Source organism: Janthinobacterium pasteuri (assembly GCF_051380775.1).
GTDB lineage: Bacteria > Pseudomonadota > Gammaproteobacteria > Burkholderiales > Burkholderiaceae_D > Janthinobacterium.
This window is the reverse complement of the sequence record NZ_JBNYXS010000001.1, coordinates 311,650-329,587: the sequence shown is the minus strand read 5'-3', so window position 1 is coordinate 329,587 and position 17,938 is coordinate 311,650. Positions and strand designations below refer to the sequence as shown.

Sequence of the window (17,938 nt, the reverse complement as noted above, 5' to 3'; positions counted from 1 at the left end):
AGTAGCAACGAAACAACGCAGCAATTCCAAACGTGGATGTGTCTTATTTGCGGCTGGGTTTATGATGAAGCGGCCGGCCTGCCCGACGAAGACATCGCTCCCGGCACGCGTTGGGCCGATGTTCCGATGAACTGGACCTGTCCTGAATGCGGTGCGCGCAAGGATGATTTCGAGATGGTGGCGCTGTAATTAATCCAGATCCGTGGGATGGTGCTGCCAGCACGCTGGTATCGCGGCAGCCTGTGCTATGGTATGAAAGATTGTCGAATAATCACATGACGCGTCCCTTCCTGCCCGAGGCACCGTCCGATGCCGTGTGCGCTGGCGCCACGATACTGGTCATCGACGACAGCGCTACCAGCCGCAGCGCGGCGGAAAAGGTCTTGCGCGAGGCAGGTTATCGCGTAGTGGTGGCGGAAAACGGCTTCGAGGCCCTGGCCAAGATCGCCGACTGCCAGCCGGCGCTGATCGTGTGTGACATTGTGATGCCGCGCCTGGACGGCTACCGCACGTGTGCGCTGATCAAGGCCAGTGCGGCCTTTCATGCCACGCCGGTGCTGATGCTGTCGTCGAAGGAGGGCCTGTTCGACCGTGCGCGCGGCGCCATGGCAGGCGCCAGCGCCTGCCTGGTCAAGCCGCTGGCGCGCGAGGCGCTGCTGGAAGCCGTACGGCTGCATCTGGCCAGGTAATTTGAGTAAGTGGTTTATTGATTGACAACGCAGCAAGGAAGCAGATGGCCATACACACAATTCTGATCGTCGATGACTCGCCGACAGAACGCTATTACCTGAGCGAGATGCTGGTGCGTGCCGGTTATGCCGTCCTCACGGCGCAGGACGGTGCCGACGCGTTGGCGCAACTGAAGCAGGCCAGGCCCGACCTGATCCTGATGGACGTGGTGATGCCCGGTGCGAATGGCTTCCAGATCACGCGCGCGATTGCGCGCGATCCCGAACTGCAGGACGTGCCGGTGATTATCTGCTCCAGCAAGAGCCAGGAAACGGACCGCATCTGGGGCTTGCGCCAGGGTGCGCGCGATTACCTGGTCAAGCCGGTGGTCGAAGCCGACCTGCTGGCCAAGATCGCTGCGATTTCCTGAGAATGCAAACGATGTCAGGTCACGGCGTTTCCACAGCGGCCTTCCCGCCTGCCGCTGCCGCCATGCCATCCTTCGAGGCGGGGGCGCGGCAGGGGCGCTTGCGCCAGTATCAGTTGCAATTGATCGAGCGGATACAGGCCGCGCGCAGCGGCGCGCTGGCAGCGCGCAAGGAACTGGGCGTGATGCTCGGTGGCCAGCCGTGCCTGCTCGACCTGACGCAGCTCGGTGAAATCGTCATCGCTGCCGGGGTGCAGATCCAGGGCGTGCCGCTGGCGCAGGACTGGTATTTGGGCCTGGCGGCCATGCGCGGACGCCTGACAGGGGTCGTCGACCTGGCCCGCTACATGGGCGAACCGCCTTGCGCGCCAGGCAATCACTGCCGCATCATCACGTTCTCTCCCCGCCTGGGCCTCAATTGCGCACTGCTGGTCGAGCGCGTATTGGGCTTGCGCCAGCTGCGCACGCTGCAAGCCGTGTCCTTGCCGGCTGCACCGCTGGGCGCGGCGCCATCCTGGGCGGCGCAGGCGCTGCGCGACAGTGAAGGGCAGCAGTGGCTGCGCCTGGACCTGGCGCAGCTGGCGCAATCGGAACGCTTCCTCGATGCCGGTTTTGGCGGCCTCGCCGCACACAAGGATATTTGCTGATGGGCGCCCATTCCCCTATCCTGTCCGCCGGCATGCCCGAAGCGGAACACGCTGCTGGCGAGCCCGTATCGGCGGCCGACCTGCCGCTGCGCCTGCGCGACGCGCTGGGACGGCGCAAGTCGCTGGCCAAGGCACCGGTCAGCGACTTGAAGCTGCCGCTGATCGGCCATTTTCCGCTGCAAAGGCAATTGAGCATCCTGTCGACGGTGATGGCTCTGAGCCTGGCCGCCAGCCTGCTGTTCGTCGGTCTCAATACGCGCAGCGGCAATATCGCCTCGGCGCAGACGCAGCTGGCCAGCGACGCGTTGATGCATTCTCAGCGCATCGGCAAGGCTGCGCCGAATGCCGTGCAAGGCAATCCGGAAGCCTTCCGCCAGCTCGAGGAAAGCCGCAATGAACTGAACCAGGATTTCCGCCTGATGCTGCGCGGCGGGACGTATCACGGGCGCGATATCGGCGAGTCGCGTTCCGCCCTGTTGGCGGCGGTGGCCGACGCGCGCAAGAAGTGGGCCAGCAGCGACCGCGCGGCCAGCACCATCTTGCGCCTGAAAACGGAGCTGGGCGAATTCGACAAGACCTTGCAGCAATTGAACGCACTGTCGCCGGCGCTGCTGGCGCAGACGGAGGAAATAGCGGCGCTCAAGGTGCAGCACGGCGGCAACGCGCGCGACCTGGCCGTCATCGGCCGCCTGATGATGCTGAGCCAGCGCATGAGCCGCAGTGCCAGCGAGTTTCTGTCGTCGGGCAGCATCAGCTCGGAAACGGCATTTTCGCTGGGGCGCGACACGACGTATTTCCGTACCGCCGTCGAAGGCTTGCTCAATGGCAGCGTGGCGCTGCAATTGGCGCCCACGCGTGACGCCGAATTGCGCGACCGGCTGGTGGCGCTGAAAGCCAGTTTTGACACTTACCAGAAACTGGTCTCGTCGATACTCGACCGGCTGGATAAATTCAGTTCGGCCAAGAGCGCCGAACAGCTGATCTTCAACGAGAACGAAGATTTGCGCCAGCGCTTGACCCTGCTGCAGCAGATGTACCACGTGAACCAGGAAACGCTGGGCATGGCCTTCTGGATGATGGTCGGCGGCGTGTTGCTGACGCTGATCGCGGCAGCCGGTATTGGCCGCGTGCTGCTGCAGGACTCCGTCAACCGCACGCGCGACGCCGAGCGGCGGCGCCAGGAAGCGGAAATCCTGCGGCTTGAGTCGCAGGGGAAAGAGGAAGAGGCGAAGGCCAGGAATGACCAGAATCAGGCGGCCATCCTGCGCCTGATGAACGAATTGCAGAAGGTCGCCGACGGCGACCTGACGGTGCAGGCCACCGTATCGGAGGATATCACGGGCGCCATCGCCGATTCCGTCAACTACACGGTCGAGGAATTGCGCGGCCTGGTGGGGCGCGTGACGGCGACGGCCGAGCAGGTCAACCGCGCCTCGACGCAGGCGCAAGGCATCTCCAGCAAGCTCCTGATCGCTTCGCAGCAGCAGTCGCGCGAAATTCAGGGCGTCAGCGCCACCGTGGTCAAAATGGCCAATGCGATTACCGACGTGTCGAAGTCGGCCAGTGTCTCGGCCGACGTGGCGCGCCAGTCGGTGGCGGCGGCGCAGCAGGGGGCGACGGCGGTGGAAAACGCCATCAAGGGCATGCATGAAATCCGCGAGCAGATCCAGGATACCTCCAAGCGCATCAAGCGCCTGGGCGAATCGTCGCAAGAAATCGGCGAAATCACCGAGCTCATTTCCGACATCACCGAGCAGACCAATGTGCTGGCGCTGAACGCCGCCATCCAGGCCGCATCGGCCGGCGAGGCGGGGCGCGGCTTCTCGGTCGTCGCCGAGGAAGTGCAGCGCCTGGCCGAACGCTCGGCCGCCGCCGCCAAGCAGATCGGTGCGCTGGTGCGCACCATCCAGGCCGACACCCAGGATGCCACCCGCGCGATGGAAAAATCCACGCAGGGCGTGGTCGAGGGCGCACACCTGTCCGATGCCGCCGGCGCTGCCTTGAACGACATCAGCCAGGTGTCGAAACACCTGGCTGAACTGATCCAGGGCATCTCGTTCGCCACCGGCACGCAGGCCGGCTCGGCCAGCGGCGTGGCCTTGAATATCCAGCATATCCTGAGCGTGACGGAGCAGACCCAGGACGGCACGCAGCAAACGGCGCAGTCGATCCACAAGTTATCGATGCTGGCGCAGGAACTGAAAAACTCGGTGTCGCGCTTTCGCGTCGCCGCCTGAACGCCGCGCCATTCCAGGCGCGGCGTGTTGTGCGTACCGATTTTTGCGCTACGATTTCTTTACCGAGGCATGCATGAGCACACCTGATAGTCCGCAGCATTCCAAGCCGTTCGACAGCGAACCCCTGTCGTGGGTGATGGTGGAAATCCGCGAAGCGCTGGGCCGCTCGAAAACGGCGCTGTTCGAAGCGGGTGGCCGCGAGCGCGAGGAACGCGCCACGGCACTGCAGCATGCACGCTCGCACCTGCACCAGGCGCATGGCGCGCTGGTGATGGTGGACGTGGCCGGTGCCAGCCTGCTGACGGATGGCGCGGAACAGGCACTGGCGCGCTTTCGCGACGGCAGCCTGGAATACACGCTGGACCATGCGCAGATTGTCGCCGATTTGTATCAGGCCCTGATCGAATACCTGGAAGACCTGGTGGCCGGCACGCCGCCGCAGCCGACGCGTTTGTTCCCTTACTACCGCGATCTGCAAGCCATGCTGGGTGCCGAGCGCATACACCCGGCCGACCTGTTTTTCCCGCCCCCGGCTATGCTGGAAGGGCATGTCATCGCGCTGGCGGACGCCCCCCTTGTGGCCGATTATCCAGCCTGGCGCGGGCGCTTTGAAAAGTCTTTGCTGCCCTTCCTGAAAGCGCAGGATGATGCGGCGCGGCGCCAGCACGCCAGCGACTTGCACGCCACGCTGACCCTGGTGGCGGACGCGCAGCAAGAAGCGCCGGCGCGTACCTTCTGGTTCGCCATGCAGGCGTTTGCAGGACTGGCGGCCGGCGGCGAGGGCATGGGCACGCTCAACGTCAAACAGTTGTTCGGCCTGATCAATCTGCAATTGCGCCGCCTGGCGCAGGGCACGGCCAGCCTGCCCGCATCGATGCTGCACGACGCCCTGTTCTTCATCGCCGCCGCCACCGAGCCGACGCCGGAGGCGCGCCAGCTGCGTGCCGCTTTCGCGCTGGACGGGCAGGTGCCAGCCGATGTGGAAGCGCGGCGTTACGGCCAGGTCGACCAGGATGCCTTGCAAGGCGCGCGCACGGCATTGGGGCAGGCGCGCGCCAGCTGGAGCCGTCTGGCGCAAGCCGACCTTGATCCCGCCCTGTGCGAAGCATTCGAACAGTCTTTGCGGCAGGTGGCGGCGCAGACCGATATCCTGAAACAGCCGGCCCTGGCCAGCCTGCTGCGCGAATGCGCGGCCGTGGCGCGGCAAGCCGTGGCCAGCGGGCGCAGTGCGGCCCTGGAGAACGAAATCGGTATGGCGCTGCTGTTTGCCGACACGGGGCTGGAGCAGGTGCGCCGCCTGCCCGACGACTTTGCCGGCAATGCGGAAACCATCGCCGCGCGCCTGCAGGCGCTGCTGGCCGGCGAAGCGCCGCCGCCCGTCACTGCTGGCGAGTTGTCGCGCCAGATCGAACAGGGTCAGACCGTCGCCGCGCTGGCCGAGGACATGAAGACGGGCCTGCGCCAGGTGGAAAAGGTGCTCAACGCGTATTACGCGGATGCCTCGCGTGGCGTCGCGGGGGCCCTGGATGGCGTCGCGCCCGTGCTGGGGCAGTTGCAGCAGCAACTGGCGGGACTGGGGCAGGAAGACGCGCGCGCCGCCGTGCTGCAGGTCGACGCGGCCCTGCAGCGGCTGGCTGGTGGCGACGCCAATGCGGATGCCAGTGCGGAGGCGCTCGACGAGATCGCACAAAATGTCAGTGCGCTGGGATTTTTTGTCGATATGCTGGGCCGCAACGCGCAAGCGGCCAGCGGGCGGTTCCATTTCGATGCCGCCGCCGGCACCTTCCGCGCCCTGCCATTTGAAAAGGTCGCCGCCGCCGGTGTCGTGCCGGTACCCTTGCTCGACCAGGCCCTGGCGCCGGCCCTGCCTGCCGGTGTGGATGCCGCGCCGGTAGTGACCGATGTCGACGCAGAGATGCTCGACATCTTCATCGCCGAAGCGCGCGAAGTGCTGGCCTTTATCGATACCACGCTGGCCCTGCCGCGCGAGCAGGCCGCCAGCGGCGACCACCTGGCCATGCTGCGCCGCTCGTTCCATACTCTCAAAGGCAGCAGCCGCATGATCGGCCTGGTGCAGTTTGCCGAGGCCGCCGGTGCCATCGAGCGTGTCATGAATACCTGGCTGGCCGAGGCGCGCCCTGCCAGCGACGACTTGTTCACCCTGCTCAATTACGGCTGGTACCAGCTCAGCGAATGGGTGGCCGAACTGGAAGGCGGCGCAGGGCGCGAGCGCGAGGCCGGCATGCTGCTGGCGGCGGCCGAGCGCGTGCGCGAAGGCGGTCCGTTCGAACTGCGCAAGCCGCGCCCGGCTGCGCCGGTGGCCAGCAATGGCAATGTGATCGGCTTTCCGTCTGCCACCGCGCCCGCCGCGCACGAAGCGCCTGATGATCACCTCAAGCACGTCGGTGAACTGCGCATCAGCCTACCCTTGTACAACATCTACCTGGCCGAGACGGATGAATTGCTGCGCGTGCTGACGCGCGACTTCGGCGAATGGCGCCACGAACGGCGCGCCGTCAGCGTGGAGGCGCTGCAAGCCGTGCATACCCTGGCGGGGACGTCCGGCACGGTCGGCTTCCAATCCTTGCGCGACCTGGCGCACGCGCTTGAGACGGTGATCGAGACGGTGGTGCCGCCGCTGGCCGGCCTGCGCGCCGGGCAGCACGACGTGCTGGAACAGGCCATGCAGCGCATCGCGCAAATGCTGCAGGCGTTTGCGCTGGGCGACCTGGCGCCATCGCAGCCGGACATGATCGAAGCGCTCAACACACTGTGGCGCGCCTTGACGGCGGCGCCCGGCGAGAGCCATGAAGACCAGCTCGACGCCCTGTTTGCCGCCGCTTACGCCAGCATCGTCGGCACGCCGGCGCAGCCTGCAGAAGCGCAGGCCGACGCCTTGGCCGAGGTTCCTGTACCCCAGCTCGAGTCCCTGTTCGAAGCGACGTATGCGAGCATCGTCGCCGATGCGCTGCAGCCGGCCGCGCCAGCCACGCCCACCGCGCTGGCGCTGACGCAGGACAGCGGCGCCAGCGACGACCTGTTCGACGCCGGTTTCGAGCACGCGCCGCCTTTGGTGCACGTGGAGCCGGAAGCGCTGGCGCCGGCCATCATGCCGGCCGACGCTGTCGCTCTGCTGGCGGCGAGCGCCGGCATCAGTGATGAACTCGACCTCGATTTGCTGTCCGTGTTCCTGGAAGAGGGCGCCGACCTGCTGCCGCAGATCGGCGCGGCGCTGCGCAGCTGGCAGCAGCAACCGCACGACAGCGGCCAGGCGCAGATGCTGCTGCGCACCCTGCATACAGTCAAAGGCAGCGCGCGCATGGCCGGCGCCATGCGCCTGGGCCAGCATGCGCATGAAATCGAGACGCATATCGAAAACATGCTGCACGCAGGCACCGCCACGCCGCAGGCGTTCGATGAATTGCTGGCCCACTATGACCATGCGCTGCACCTGTTCGAACAGTTGCAGCAGCCTTTGCTGCCCTTGCCAGGCATGGAAGACACGCCGGCGGCCGAACCGAAGGCGGCGCTGGTGCGCGTGCGCGCCGATATCCTCGACCGTCTGGTGAACCAGGCTGGCGAAGTGTCGATTACGCGCTCGAAGATGGAAAATGAAGTCGGCGTGCTGGGCGCCTCGCTGTCCGAGTTTTCCGACAACCTGGCGCGCCTGCGCCGCCAGCTGCGCGAAGTGGAAATGCAGGCCGAATCGCAGATCGCCTCGCGCATGGCCGTCGGCAGCGAGCGCGATTTCGATCCGCTTGAATTCGACCGCTTTACGCGCTTGCAGGAACTCACGCGCATGATGGCTGAAAGCGTCAATGACGTGGCTTCGTTCCATGAAAACCTCAGCCACAGCGTCAATGCGGTGACGGACGACCTGGTGCTGCAGGCACGCCTGACGCGGGAGCTGCAACGCGACCTGATGCAGATCCGCATGGTGCCGTTTGCCAGCATTGCCGAACGCCTGTTCCGCGTGGCCCGGCAAAGCGCCAAGGAAGTCGACAAGCGCGTCAACCTCGATATCCGCGGCGGTGGCGTGGAAATCGACCGCAGTGTGCTCGAACGCATGGCCGCGCCCTTCGAGCACCTGCTGCGCAACGCCATCGTGCACGGCGTCGAGCCGCGCGAGGCGCGCCTGACAGCAGGCAAGAGCGAGATGGGCGAGCTGCTGGTGCAGGTCAGCCAGCAGGGCAATGAAGTGGCGATCGCTTTTTCCGACGATGGCGCGGGGCTGGACCTGGAACGCATCCGCGCCAAGGCGCATGGCGCCGGCCTGGTGGCGATGGACGCGCCTTTGACCGACGCGCAGGCGGCCGAGCTGATTTTCACGCCCGGTTTTTCCACTGCCGACAGCCTGACGGAACTGGCCGGGCGCGGTTTTGGCATGGATATCGTGCGCTCCGAAGCGCTGGCCCTGGGCGGACGCGTGGAAACGCTGACGCAGGCCGGACTGGGCATGCGGTTTACCATCCACTTGCCGCTGACCCTGGCCGTGACGCAAGTGGTGCTGCTGGCGGCGAACGGCAAGACGTATGCCTTGCCATCGGTGCTGGTGGAGCAGGTGCTGCACCTGAAAGGCGAGCAGCTGGAGCAGGTACGGGCGGCCGGGTGCGTCGAATCGCATGGGCAGTCGCTGGCGCTGCACCATCTGTCGGCCATGCTGGGCGAGACGCCGGCGGCGCAGACCATGCAGCGCTATGCGCCGGTGCTGCTGCTGAGGAATGGCCATGACAGGCTGGCCTTGCAGGTCGATGACGTGTTGGGCAACCGCGAGGTCGTAGTCAAGCATGTGGGGCCGCAGCTGGCGCGCATGCCGGGCATCGCCGGCGCCACGGTGCTGGGCACGGGCGATATCGTGCTGATCCTCAATCCGGTGGCGCTGGCGCAGCACCTGGAACATCATCCTGAACTGCTGTCGCAATATGCGCTGGCCAGCAGCGAGCAACATGCCGCCTCCAGCGCACTGGCCGTGCCAGCCGTGCGCGTGATGGTGGTCGACGATTCGCTGACGGTGCGCCGCGTGATGCAGCGACTGTTCGAGCGCGAAGGCTACCAGGTACTGCTGGCCAAGGATGGCGTCGAGGCACTGGAGCAGCTGCATGCACTGGAGCCGGCTGCCATGCCGGCCCTGCTGCTGGTTGACGTGGAAATGCCGCGCATGGACGGTTTTGACTTGACGCGCAATGTACGCAGCGATGACAAGACGCGCGCCATTCCGGTCATCATGATCACCTCGCGCAGCGCCGACAAGCACCGCAAGCACGCGTTTGAACTGGGCGTGAATGCGTATTTCGGCAAGCCGTTCCAGGAAGAGGAATTGCTGGCCGAAGTAGCGCGCTTGCTGGCCGGTAGCGCAGTTACGCCGCCGCCTTGACTACCGCGTAGCGTTCCAGCGTCTCTTTGCGCGCTGCGTCGTGCTGTACCATCGGCTGTGGATAATCGCGTCCCAGCACGATGTTTTTTTGCTCGAGCAGCATGCGCGGCACCAGCCAGGGCGCATGGATTTCCTTGTCGCCCAGCGCCTTCAGTTGCGGCAGATAGCGGCGGATGAAACGCCCGTTCGCATCGAATTTTTCTGATTGCGTGATCGGGTTGAAGATGCGGAAGTAGGGTTGCGCGTCGCAGCCGGACGAGGAGGCCCATTGCCAGCCGCCGTTGTTCGAAGCCAGGTCGAAGTCATTCAGGTGCAGTGCGAAATACGCTTCGCCGCGGCGCCAGTCGATGCCCAGATCCTTGATCAGGAAGCAGGCCGTGACCATACGCAGGCGGTTGTGCATATAGCCCGTCTGGTTCAGCTGCGCCATGGCCGCGTCCACCAGCGGATAGCCGGTGCGCCCCTCGCACCAGGCCGCAAACGCGGCATCGGCTTCGGGGCCGGTTTCCCATGCGATGGCGTCGTAGGCCGGTTTGAAGGCGCCGCCTTCCACATGCGGGTTCTGGTACAGGATCATGGCGTAAAAATCGCGCCAGATCAATTCGGCCAGCCACACGGGCGCGCCATCGCCGCCGCTGCCCCGGTCCATCAGGTCGACCACGGTGCGCACCAGGTAGCGCAGCGATACGGTGCCGAAGCGCAGATGCATGGACAGGTAGGACGGCCCCTTCAGGGCAGGAAAATCGCGCGCCACGTCATAGCGGGTTACGCGCGCCAGGAAATCCTCGAACAGCGTGCTGGCGCCCGACATGCCCGTGGGAATGGCCAGTTCGGCCAGGTTGCTCGCTTCGAAACCCAGTCCGCCCAAGGTCGGCAGGGGGGCAGGCGTGCCGGTGCGCGGCGGCGCCAGGCTGGCCGCGTGCGGTTCGATATCGAACGGCGCCAGGCAGCCGGGTTCGGCGCGCATTTTCTTCAGCCAGGCATTCTTGTACGGCGTGTAGACCGTGTACGGCTTGGCCGAGAGCGTCAGCACCTCGTCCTTTTCAAAGATGACCTGGTCCTTGAAGCTGAACCACAGGCGCGCCTCGTGCGTGAGCGCGGCGGCTACCATGGCGTCGCGGGCGATCGCTTGCGGCTCGTAGTCGTGGTTGGCGAAGACGGCGTCGGCATTCAGTTCGGCGGCCAGGCGCGGGATGGCCTCGGCGGCGTCCGCGTGCAGCACGATCAGGTCGCCACCCAGCTGGCGCAGCTCGTCGGCCAGTTCGGCCACGCTGGCATGGATGAAATCGACCCGCCGGTCGCGGCGCGGCAGCGCGGCCAGGATGGCGGTGTCGTAGACGAAGACACAATGCACGGCCTGGCTCTGGCGCAGGGCGTGATGTAGCGCAGCATGATCAAATGCGCGCAGATCGCGCCGGAACCATACCAAAGAAGTCTTGATTGTCATTATTTTGCGTGTTCAGGGTCAAAGATAGGCTATTTTTTGCCGCCAACAGGGCTTTATGGCCGCGCGCGTCGTGCCTTTGGCGTCGCTGCGGCGGCAATTCAGTGTAAACTAGCGGGTACGTTCGTGGTGGTTTATGTGCGACAGCGATTATGCAATCAATTTTACAATTGGCATGGCAATGCGCTCGCCAGCGCGGCGATGTTTGATATTTCGCAAGTTGCAAAGCGTACTGAAGTAGCCGAATGGCTCATCGAATGTATAACAAATTTATAATATAACAAGAATAGCGCCCGGCATCACGCTTCTCGCCGCCCAACTTCGTGGCAGCGTGCGTCAGGCGTACGATAGCGGGGTAAGCGAGACTTGCCAGCAAGGCCACAGAGAGAGCATCGCGTATGAAAAAGAGTAAATTCGACCAGACTCTACCAGGGCATCGTTTGATGCAGGGTGTTGGAGAGCCGGTCGCGGCCGGTTCCTCCACCTTGAATCTGGCCAACCATTTCCTGATTGCGATGCCGGCCATGCAAGATCCGATCTTCGGTGGCACGGTCGTGTACGTCTGCGAGCACAATGAAAACGGCGTCCTGGGCGTCGTCATCAACAAACCCACCGACATGACCATGGAAGTGCTGTTTGACCGCATCGATCTGAAACTGGCGGCCGGCAGCGACACGCCCATCATTAACGAACCGATCATGTTCGGCGGCCCCGTGCAGGATGACCGCGGCTTCGTGCTGCATACGCCGGGCGCGCATTATTCCTCGTCGCTGACGGTGACGGATGAAATCGCGTTTACCACCTCGATCGATGTGCTCGAAGCCGTCGCCAAGGGCGATGGCCCCGAGCGCATGCTGGTGTCGATCGGCTATTCGGGCTGGAGTCCGGGCCAGCTGGAAGACGAGATCGGCCGCAATGGCTGGCTGACGGTGGGTGCCTCGGCCGACATCCTGTTCGACTTCCCCATCGAGCAGCGTTACGTGGCGGCCATCAAATTGCTGGGTATCGATCCCCTGATGCTGGCATCGGAAGCCGGACACGCATGAGCGGTGACGCCATCGACACCATCCTCGCCTTCGATTTCGGCTTGAAACGCATCGGCGTAGCCATCGGCAATAGCATGATTTGCCAGGCCAAGCCGCTCAGCGTAATCACGGCCACGGCGAATGAGCCGAAGTTTGCCGCCATCGATAGCCTGATCAAGGAGTGGGGCGCGAGCCGCATCGTGGTGGGCCTGCCCAGCCATCCGGATGGCACCGAGCACGAGATGAGCGCGCGTTGCCGCCGTTTCGCCAACCAGGTGCATGGCCGCTTCAATCTGCCGGTGGATCTGGTCGATGAGCGTTATTCCTCGGCCGTCATCGCCGCCAAGCGCGGCGAAGTCATCGACGACCGCGCCGCCGCCATTATCCTGCAACAGTATTTCGACGCGAATTATTAATCTGACCTTAGCCTCCCATCCTGAATGATTAAGAACTCTATGCCGCATCCTACGAATCCTTCCCAACTCGACGCCGAGGCCCTGTACGCGGTCTTGCTGCAGCAGGTGCAGAGCGGCCTGGCGGGCATCCCCAACGTGGCCATCGTCGGCATCCATTCGGGCGGCGCCTGGCTGGCCGAACGCCTGGCGCGCGACCTGAACCTGCTCGACCGCCTGGGTGTGCTCGACGTGTCGTTCTACCGCGACGACTTCGCCCAGAAAGGCCTGCATGCCGACGTCAAGCCGACGAAAATCAGCTTTGACGTCGCCGGCGCCACCATCCTGCTGGTCGACGACGTGCTGTACACGGGCCGCACCACGCGCGCGGCCATCAATGAATTGTTCGACTATGGCCGTCCGGCCAAGATCATGCTGGCCGCCCTGGTCGACCGCGGCGAGCGCCAGCTACCGGTGGCCGCCGATTTCGTGGCCGCCTTCACTGCCGTGCCGGCGGGCCAGGCGCTGGTCCTGAAGCAAGCCGACGATGGAAAATTCACGCTCACCATAGATACCCACCATGCTTAATCCGCAACTGAATAAACACGGCGAACTGCAACATCTGCTGACGATTGAAGGCTTGCCGAAGTCTATCGTCAACCACATCCTCGACACCGCATCCTCGTTCGTCGGCATTTCCGACCGCGATGTGAAAAAGGTGCCGCTGATGCGCGGCAAGAGCGTTTTCAATCTGTTCTTTGAAAACTCCACGCGCACCCGCACCACCTTCGAGATCGCCTCGAAGCGCCTGTCGGCCGATGTCATCAACCTCAATATCCAGGCTTCGTCGGCCAGCAAGGGCGAGTCCCTGCTCGACACCATCGACAACCTGTCGGCCATGCATGCCGACATGTTCGTCGTGCGCCACGCGCAGTCGGGCGCGCCGTACCTGATCGCCAAGCACCTGATCGACACGAAGCAGCCGCACGTGCACGTCGTCAACGCGGGCGACGGACGTCACGCGCACCCGACCCAGGGCTTGCTCGACATGTACACGATCCGCCACTACAAGAAGGATTTCACCAATCTGACGGTGGCCATCGTGGGCGACATCCTGCATAGCCGCGTGGCCCGTTCCGACATCCATGCGCTGACCACCTTGGGCGTGCCGGAAGTGCGCGCCATCGGCCCGCATACCTTGCTGCCGGGCGGCCTGGAACAAATGGGCGTGCGCACCTTCACCAACATGGATGAAGGCCTCAAAGGCGTGGACGTGATCATCATGCTGCGCCTGCAGAATGAACGCATGAGCGGCGCGCTGCTGCCATCGGCGCAGGAATATTTCAAGAGCTACGGCCTGACGCCCGAGCGCCTGGCGCTGGCGAAACCGGACGCCATCGTCATGCATCCGGGCCCGATGAACCGCGGCGTGGAAATCGATTCTGCGGTGGCCGATGGCCCGCAGGCGGTGATCCTGCCGCAGGTGACGTTCGGTATCGCCGTGCGCATGGCGGTGATGAGTATTTTGGCTGGTAATCAGGGCTGATAGCCCAAGGACGAGTAAGCGAGCATGACGACACTACATATCAAGAACGGCCACCTGATCGACCCTGCCAACGGCATCGATGGCTTGCAAGACCTGTTTATCGCCGATGGCAAAGTGCTGGCCGTGGGCAGCGCCCCGGCCGGTTTCAAGGCCGACACCACCTTTGATGCGGCAGGCCTGGTGGTTTCCCCCGGCCTGGTCGACCTGTCCGCGCGCCTGCGCGAGCCGGGCTACGAATACAAGGCGACGCTGGAATCGGAACTGCAGGCGGCCCTGCAGGGCGGCGTGACGAGCCTGGTGTGCCCGCCCGACACCGATCCCGTGCTCGACGAGCCGGGCCTGGTGGAGATGCTGAAATACCGCGCCAAGACGCAGAACAAGGCCCACGTGCACCCGCTGGGGGCGCTGACCATGGGCTTGAAAGGCAAGTCGCTGACGGAGATGGCGGAGCTGACGGAAGCGGGCTGCATCGGCTTCGCGCAGGCGGAAGAGCCAATCGAGGACACCACCGTGCTGTTGCGCGCCATGCAGTACGCGAACACTTTCGGCTACACGGTCTGGCTACGCCCGCAGGATCCGCATATCGGCCGTGGCGGCATCGCCCACAGTGGTCCGCTGGCGTCGCGCCTGGGCCTGTCCGGCGTGCCCGTGATGTCCGAAACCATTGCCCTGCATACGATCTTTGAATTGATGCGCGCCAGCCGCGCGCGCGTGCACCTGTGCCGCATTTCGTCGGCGGCGGGCCTGGAGCTGATCCGCGCAGCCAAGGCCGAAGGCTTGCCCGTCACCTGCGACGTGGGCGTGCACCATGTGCACCTGACGGACGCCGACATCGGCTTTTTCGATCCGAACGCGCGCGTCACGCCGCCGTTCCGCAGCCAGCGTGACCGCGACGCGATCCGCGCCGGCCTGCTCGACGGCACGGTGGACGCCATGTGCTCGGACCACACGCCTGTCGATGACGATGAAAAACTGCTGCCCTTCGGCGAAGCGTCGCCGGGCGCCACCGGCCTGGAACTGCTACTGTCTTTGGCCCTGAAATGGGCAGACGACTATGCGCTGGGCCAGCCGCAAGCGGGCGCCCGTCCGCTGGCGCGCGCCGTGGCCAAGGTCACGTCCGATGCGGCCCGTGTCGCCGGCATCCCGGCTGGCAGCCTGGCCGTGGGCGAAGCGGCCGACATCTGCGTCTTCGATCCCGCCGCGCGCTGGACCGTGTCGTCGGCGTCGCTGGCCAGCCAGGGCAAGCACACGCCTTTCCTCGGCTATGAGCTGAGCGGTATCGTCAAGGCGACCATCGTGGCTGGACAGGTGGCATTTCAGCGTTAAAAAATCAGATCCATGGACCGGGGCAGGCTGCCCCGGCATCCCTTGTCTGCTCCCGGATTTCGGCTCTGGTTTATTTGTTGGTGTCATTTGAAACTTCTGCTTACCTACCGCCTCGCGCGCATCGCCATTCACCTGAGCTGCGGCATGGCCAAGAGCGCCGTGCTATTCCCCTGGCTGGACCTGGAAGGGCGCAACCGGCGCATCCGCGGCTGGTCGATGCAGTTGCTCGACATCTGCGGCGTGCACGTGGAGCAGCCGGCTGACAGCATGCCGGCACTCGACCATGCCATGGTGGTGGCAAACCACGTTTCGTGGCTCGACATCTTCGTCATCAATGCCGTTCATCCTTGCCGGTTTGTCGCCAAGGCGGAAATCCGCGCCTGGCCGATCCTGGGCTGGCTGGCGGGGCGCGCCGGCACCATCTTCATTTCGCGCGGCAGCAAGCGCGACCTGCGCCTGATCTTCCAGGGCCTGGTGGATAAATTGACGGCGGGCGAGCGCATCGCGTTCTTCCCCGAAGGCACGACCGCCGCGCAAGGGCAGATTTTGCCGTTTCACGCGAACCTGTTCGAGGCGGCCATCGACGCGCAAGTGCCGGTGCAGCCTTTCGCGCTCGTGTATGTGGATGACAAGGGGGCTTTGCACCACGCCGTCGACTTCATCGGCGAGATGAGCTTTGCGCAAAGCATGGTGGCGATTTTAAGCGGCCCGCCGATCACGGCGCGCCTGACTTGCCTGGCTTCCGTCGCGACGGCCGGTGCACACCGGCGTTACCTGGCTGCGGCAACGCAGGCGGCGGTGGCCGCCGCGCTGCCGCTGGAACAGCTTAATTCTTGACGTGCAGCCAGCGCGCGTGCGCGGCGCGGGCCAGGTAGTCGAGGATAAAACCTAAAATCCCGATCAGCACGATGGCAGCCATCAGCTCCGAATACGCCAGGCGGTCGCGCGTGTCGAGGATGAAGTAGCCGAGGCCGGCCGACACGCCCAGCATTTCCGCCGGTACCAGCACGATCCAGATGATGCCGATGGCCAGACGCACGCCCGTCAGAATATCGGCCGTGATGCCCGGCAAAATCACCTTGAAGACGATTTCGCTGCGCGTGGCAGACAGGCTGCGCGCCAGCAGCAACCAGTTCGGATCGAGCCGCGCCACGCCGGCCGCCGTATTGAGCAGAATCGGCCAGACGGCCGCAAACGCCAGCAGGAAGTACACGGGCGCGTCACCGACGCCCAGCACCATCACGGCAATCGGCATCCACGACAGCGGCGAAATCATGCGCAGCAGCTGGAACAGTGGCATGGCCGCCCCGGAAAAGCTTTTCGACATGGCCACCAGCACGCCCAGCGGCACGCCGATGACGATCGCCAGCCCCAGGCCGACAGCCACCCTTTGCAGGCTCAATACCACGTGCAACCAGATATCCGAACCGCCCAGCATCTCCTTGAACGCCAGCGCCGTGGGCAGCGGTGCAAAGGCGGTGGCGATGGGCGTGGATTTCTCCAGCGCCGTCACGCCCATGGACCACAACAGCCAGGCACAGGCCAGCCCTACCAGGGGCAGGCCGAACTTCGTGAACAACTTGCTTGCCATCGTCAGACCGCCACGGTTTCGCTGCGCAGCAGGTTGGCCGGCAAGCCGAAGGCGGCCGGGCCGCCGACTGCCGCGATGGCCTTGCGCACGAAGCGGTCATCGACCAGGTCGCGCGCGGCGAACTTCGGATCGAGGTTCGCCAGGAAGCGCGTATCGCCTTCGACCTTGGTGCGACCGATGGCGCGCACCAGTTCTTCCGTGTACGAGGCGAACGGATACGGCTGGAAGTCGATGCGGCGCTGCTGCCAGTTCTTGTGCACGATCAGGCCCTGTTTTTCGTAGCTGGCGTAATCGGTGGTGGCCAGTACCTTGGTCAGCACCTGCAGCGGATGCGGCGTGTAGCGATTCTCTCCCACGTTCGACAGCAGCTTGGCCGTATCGACCTGGTTCGAGCGCGTCCACAGCTGCGCCTTGACGATGGCGTTGGTGACTTTTTGCGCCCATTCGGGACGCGTGTTGATGTCGCGCTCGGACAGGAACGTGACGCAGCACGCATGGTTTTTCCACACGTCGCCCGAGAAGCGCAGGATCTTGCCGATGCCGGCGTTTTCCGCCGCCGCATTGAATGGTTCGGCCACGATGTAGCCGGCGATGGACTTGCTGGCCAGGGCCGAGACCATTTCGGCCGGTGCCAGCACGATCAGGTTGACTTCATTCGATTTGATGGCCGCGTTGCGCGCGCGCGTGACCGGGGTCAGGCCGTTGGCACTGAGGATTTGCTGCAGCAGGATGTTGTGGATCGAGTACCAGAACGGGATGGCGACCGTGCGCCCGCCCAGATCGGAGACCTTGTTGATCTCGTTGGCCACCGTCAGCGCGGAGCCGTTGACGTGGTTCCAGGCGACGACCTTCGCCGGGAACTTGGCGCCGTAGCGCACCCACAGGGTGGCGGGCGACAGCAAATGGATGACGTTGACCTGGCCAGCCACGAAGGCTTCGATGATTTGCGCCCAGCTGCGGAACAGGCGCGGTGTTTCCGCCTGCAAGCCTTCCGCTTCGAACATTTTTCGGGCGTGGGCGACGAGCAGCGGGGTGGCGTCGGTAATCGGCAGGTAGCCGATTTTCACGGGCTGATCGTCGCCTTTCGGACCTTGCTGGGCCATGGCGTCGCCGGCGAACAGCAGCGGCGAGGCGACGCTGGCCGTGGCCAGGGCCGACATGCGCAGGAAGTCGCGCCGCGTCAGGCCGCAGTCGCAATCGGACGAGGCGCAGATGTGCAGGGGTTTGTTATCGTTTGGGAGGGACATGATGGGTTCCAAT

The 17,938-nt window shown here is 64.6% G+C and carries 15 protein-coding genes; 12 read left to right on the top strand and 3 right to left on the bottom strand.

Annotation, left to right across the window (positions count from 1 at the left end; genetic code table 11):
* Positions 1-36 precede the first annotated feature (36 nt).
* The 6 genes from ACQ4WN_RS01480 (at position 37) to ACQ4WN_RS01455 (ending at position 9,354) form a co-directional block, all read left to right on the top strand.
* Complete coding sequence (locus tag ACQ4WN_RS01480; RefSeq protein WP_010401308.1) at positions 37-189, top strand: rubredoxin; 153 nt, start codon at positions 37-39, stop codon at positions 187-189.
* A gap of 86 nt (positions 190-275) precedes the next feature.
* Positions 276-689 (top strand): response regulator, encoded by a 414-nt coding sequence (locus ACQ4WN_RS01475; RefSeq protein WP_436549947.1) that lies wholly within the window; start codon positions 276-278, stop codon positions 687-689.
* A 44-nt stretch (positions 690-733) separates the two neighbouring features.
* Complete coding sequence (locus ACQ4WN_RS01470; protein ID WP_035822096.1) at positions 734-1,099, top strand: response regulator; 366 nt, start codon at positions 734-736, stop codon at positions 1,097-1,099.
* A gap of 11 nt (positions 1,100-1,110) precedes the next feature.
* A complete protein-coding gene (locus tag ACQ4WN_RS01465; RefSeq protein WP_436549946.1) occupies positions 1,111-1,743 on the top strand; it encodes a chemotaxis protein CheW in 633 nt (210 codons plus the stop codon).
* A complete protein-coding gene (locus ACQ4WN_RS01460) occupies positions 1,743-3,980 on the top strand; it encodes a methyl-accepting chemotaxis protein (protein ID WP_436549945.1) in 2,238 nt (745 codons plus the stop codon). The genes ACQ4WN_RS01465 and ACQ4WN_RS01460 overlap by 1 nt, the downstream gene beginning before the upstream one ends.
* A gap of 73 nt (positions 3,981-4,053) precedes the next feature.
* A complete protein-coding gene (locus ACQ4WN_RS01455; RefSeq protein WP_436549944.1) occupies positions 4,054-9,354 on the top strand; it encodes an Hpt domain-containing protein in 5,301 nt (1,766 codons plus the stop codon).
* Here the strand turns inward: ACQ4WN_RS01455 and ACQ4WN_RS01450 are convergent.
* Positions 9,338-10,801 (bottom strand): cryptochrome/photolyase family protein, encoded by a 1,464-nt coding sequence (locus ACQ4WN_RS01450; protein ID WP_436549943.1) that lies wholly within the window; start codon positions 10,799-10,801, stop codon positions 9,338-9,340. The two genes, ACQ4WN_RS01455 and ACQ4WN_RS01450, sit on opposite strands and share 17 nt — an antisense overlap.
* A gap of 440 nt (positions 10,802-11,241) precedes the next feature.
* Here ACQ4WN_RS01450 and ACQ4WN_RS01445 point away from each other — a divergent pair, with 440 nt between their 5' ends.
* From ACQ4WN_RS01445 to ACQ4WN_RS01420, 6 genes are all read left to right on the top strand, one after another.
* Entirely contained in the window at positions 11,242-11,844 is a 603-nt protein-coding gene (locus ACQ4WN_RS01445; RefSeq protein WP_436550089.1) for a YqgE/AlgH family protein, read from the top strand.
* Positions 11,841-12,239, top strand: a complete 399-nt coding sequence (ruvX, locus tag ACQ4WN_RS01440) for a Holliday junction resolvase RuvX (protein WP_436549942.1) — start codon at positions 11,841-11,843, stop codon at positions 12,237-12,239. Before ACQ4WN_RS01445 ends, ruvX begins: the two co-directional genes overlap by 4 nt.
* Before the next feature lie 39 nt (positions 12,240-12,278).
* Positions 12,279-12,803 (top strand): bifunctional pyr operon transcriptional regulator/uracil phosphoribosyltransferase PyrR, encoded by a 525-nt coding sequence (pyrR, locus tag ACQ4WN_RS01435; RefSeq protein WP_436549941.1) that lies wholly within the window; start codon positions 12,279-12,281, stop codon positions 12,801-12,803.
* Positions 12,796-13,761, top strand: a complete 966-nt coding sequence (locus ACQ4WN_RS01430; protein ID WP_034746695.1) for an aspartate carbamoyltransferase catalytic subunit — start codon at positions 12,796-12,798, stop codon at positions 13,759-13,761. Before pyrR ends, ACQ4WN_RS01430 begins: the two co-directional genes overlap by 8 nt.
* A 24-nt stretch (positions 13,762-13,785) precedes the next feature.
* The gene (locus tag ACQ4WN_RS01425) at positions 13,786-15,087 is read left to right on the top strand and encodes a dihydroorotase (RefSeq protein ID WP_436549940.1); all 1,302 of its coding nucleotides are present in this window, start codon (positions 13,786-13,788) and stop codon (positions 15,085-15,087) included.
* Positions 15,088-15,174: 87 nt separating this feature from the next.
* Positions 15,175-15,924, top strand: coding sequence for a lysophospholipid acyltransferase family protein (locus ACQ4WN_RS01420; RefSeq protein ID WP_436549939.1), 750 nt, complete (start codon positions 15,175-15,177; stop codon positions 15,922-15,924).
* Here the strand turns inward: ACQ4WN_RS01420 and ACQ4WN_RS01415 are convergent.
* Positions 15,914-16,678 (bottom strand): ABC transporter permease, encoded by a 765-nt coding sequence (locus ACQ4WN_RS01415; protein ID WP_436549938.1) that lies wholly within the window; start codon positions 16,676-16,678, stop codon positions 15,914-15,916. The two genes, ACQ4WN_RS01420 and ACQ4WN_RS01415, sit on opposite strands and share 11 nt — an antisense overlap.
* Positions 16,679-16,680: 2 nt before the next feature.
* Positions 16,681-17,925, bottom strand: a complete 1,245-nt coding sequence (locus ACQ4WN_RS01410) for an ABC transporter substrate-binding protein (RefSeq protein ID WP_436549937.1) — start codon at positions 17,923-17,925, stop codon at positions 16,681-16,683.
* Positions 17,926-17,938 lie beyond the last annotated feature (13 nt).

Excerpts from the sequence above, each read along its gene's own strand:
- pyrR (WP_436549941.1), top strand. The coding sequence starts at position 12,279 with ATGCCGCATCCTACGAATCCTTCCCAACTCGACGCCGAGGCCCTGTAC.
- ACQ4WN_RS01465 (WP_436549946.1), top strand. The coding sequence starts at position 1,111 with ATGTCAGGTCACGGCGTTTCCACAGCGGCCTTCCCGCCTGCCGCTGCC.
- ACQ4WN_RS01460 (WP_436549945.1), top strand. The coding sequence starts at position 1,743 with ATGGGCGCCCATTCCCCTATCCTGTCCGCCGGCATGCCCGAAGCGGAA.
- ruvX (WP_436549942.1), top strand. The coding sequence starts at position 11,841 with ATGAGCGGTGACGCCATCGACACCATCCTCGCCTTCGATTTCGGCTTG.
- ACQ4WN_RS01470 (WP_035822096.1), top strand. The coding sequence starts at position 734 with ATGGCCATACACACAATTCTGATCGTCGATGACTCGCCGACAGAACGC.
- ACQ4WN_RS01475 (WP_436549947.1), top strand. The coding sequence starts at position 276 with ATGACGCGTCCCTTCCTGCCCGAGGCACCGTCCGATGCCGTGTGCGCT.
- ACQ4WN_RS01455 (WP_436549944.1), top strand. The coding sequence starts at position 4,054 with ATGAGCACACCTGATAGTCCGCAGCATTCCAAGCCGTTCGACAGCGAA.
- ACQ4WN_RS01410 (WP_436549937.1), bottom strand. The coding sequence starts at position 17,925 with ATGTCCCTCCCAAACGATAACAAACCCCTGCACATCTGCGCCTCGTCC.
- ACQ4WN_RS01425 (WP_436549940.1), top strand. The coding sequence starts at position 13,786 with ATGACGACACTACATATCAAGAACGGCCACCTGATCGACCCTGCCAAC.
- ACQ4WN_RS01445 (WP_436550089.1), top strand. The coding sequence starts at position 11,242 with ATGCAGGGTGTTGGAGAGCCGGTCGCGGCCGGTTCCTCCACCTTGAAT.
- ACQ4WN_RS01430 (WP_034746695.1), top strand. The coding sequence starts at position 12,796 with ATGCTTAATCCGCAACTGAATAAACACGGCGAACTGCAACATCTGCTG.
- ACQ4WN_RS01480 (WP_010401308.1), top strand. The coding sequence starts at position 37 with ATGTGTCTTATTTGCGGCTGGGTTTATGATGAAGCGGCCGGCCTGCCC.
- ACQ4WN_RS01450 (WP_436549943.1), bottom strand. The coding sequence starts at position 10,801 with ATGACAATCAAGACTTCTTTGGTATGGTTCCGGCGCGATCTGCGCGCA.
- ACQ4WN_RS01415 (WP_436549938.1), bottom strand. The coding sequence starts at position 16,678 with ATGGCAAGCAAGTTGTTCACGAAGTTCGGCCTGCCCCTGGTAGGGCTG.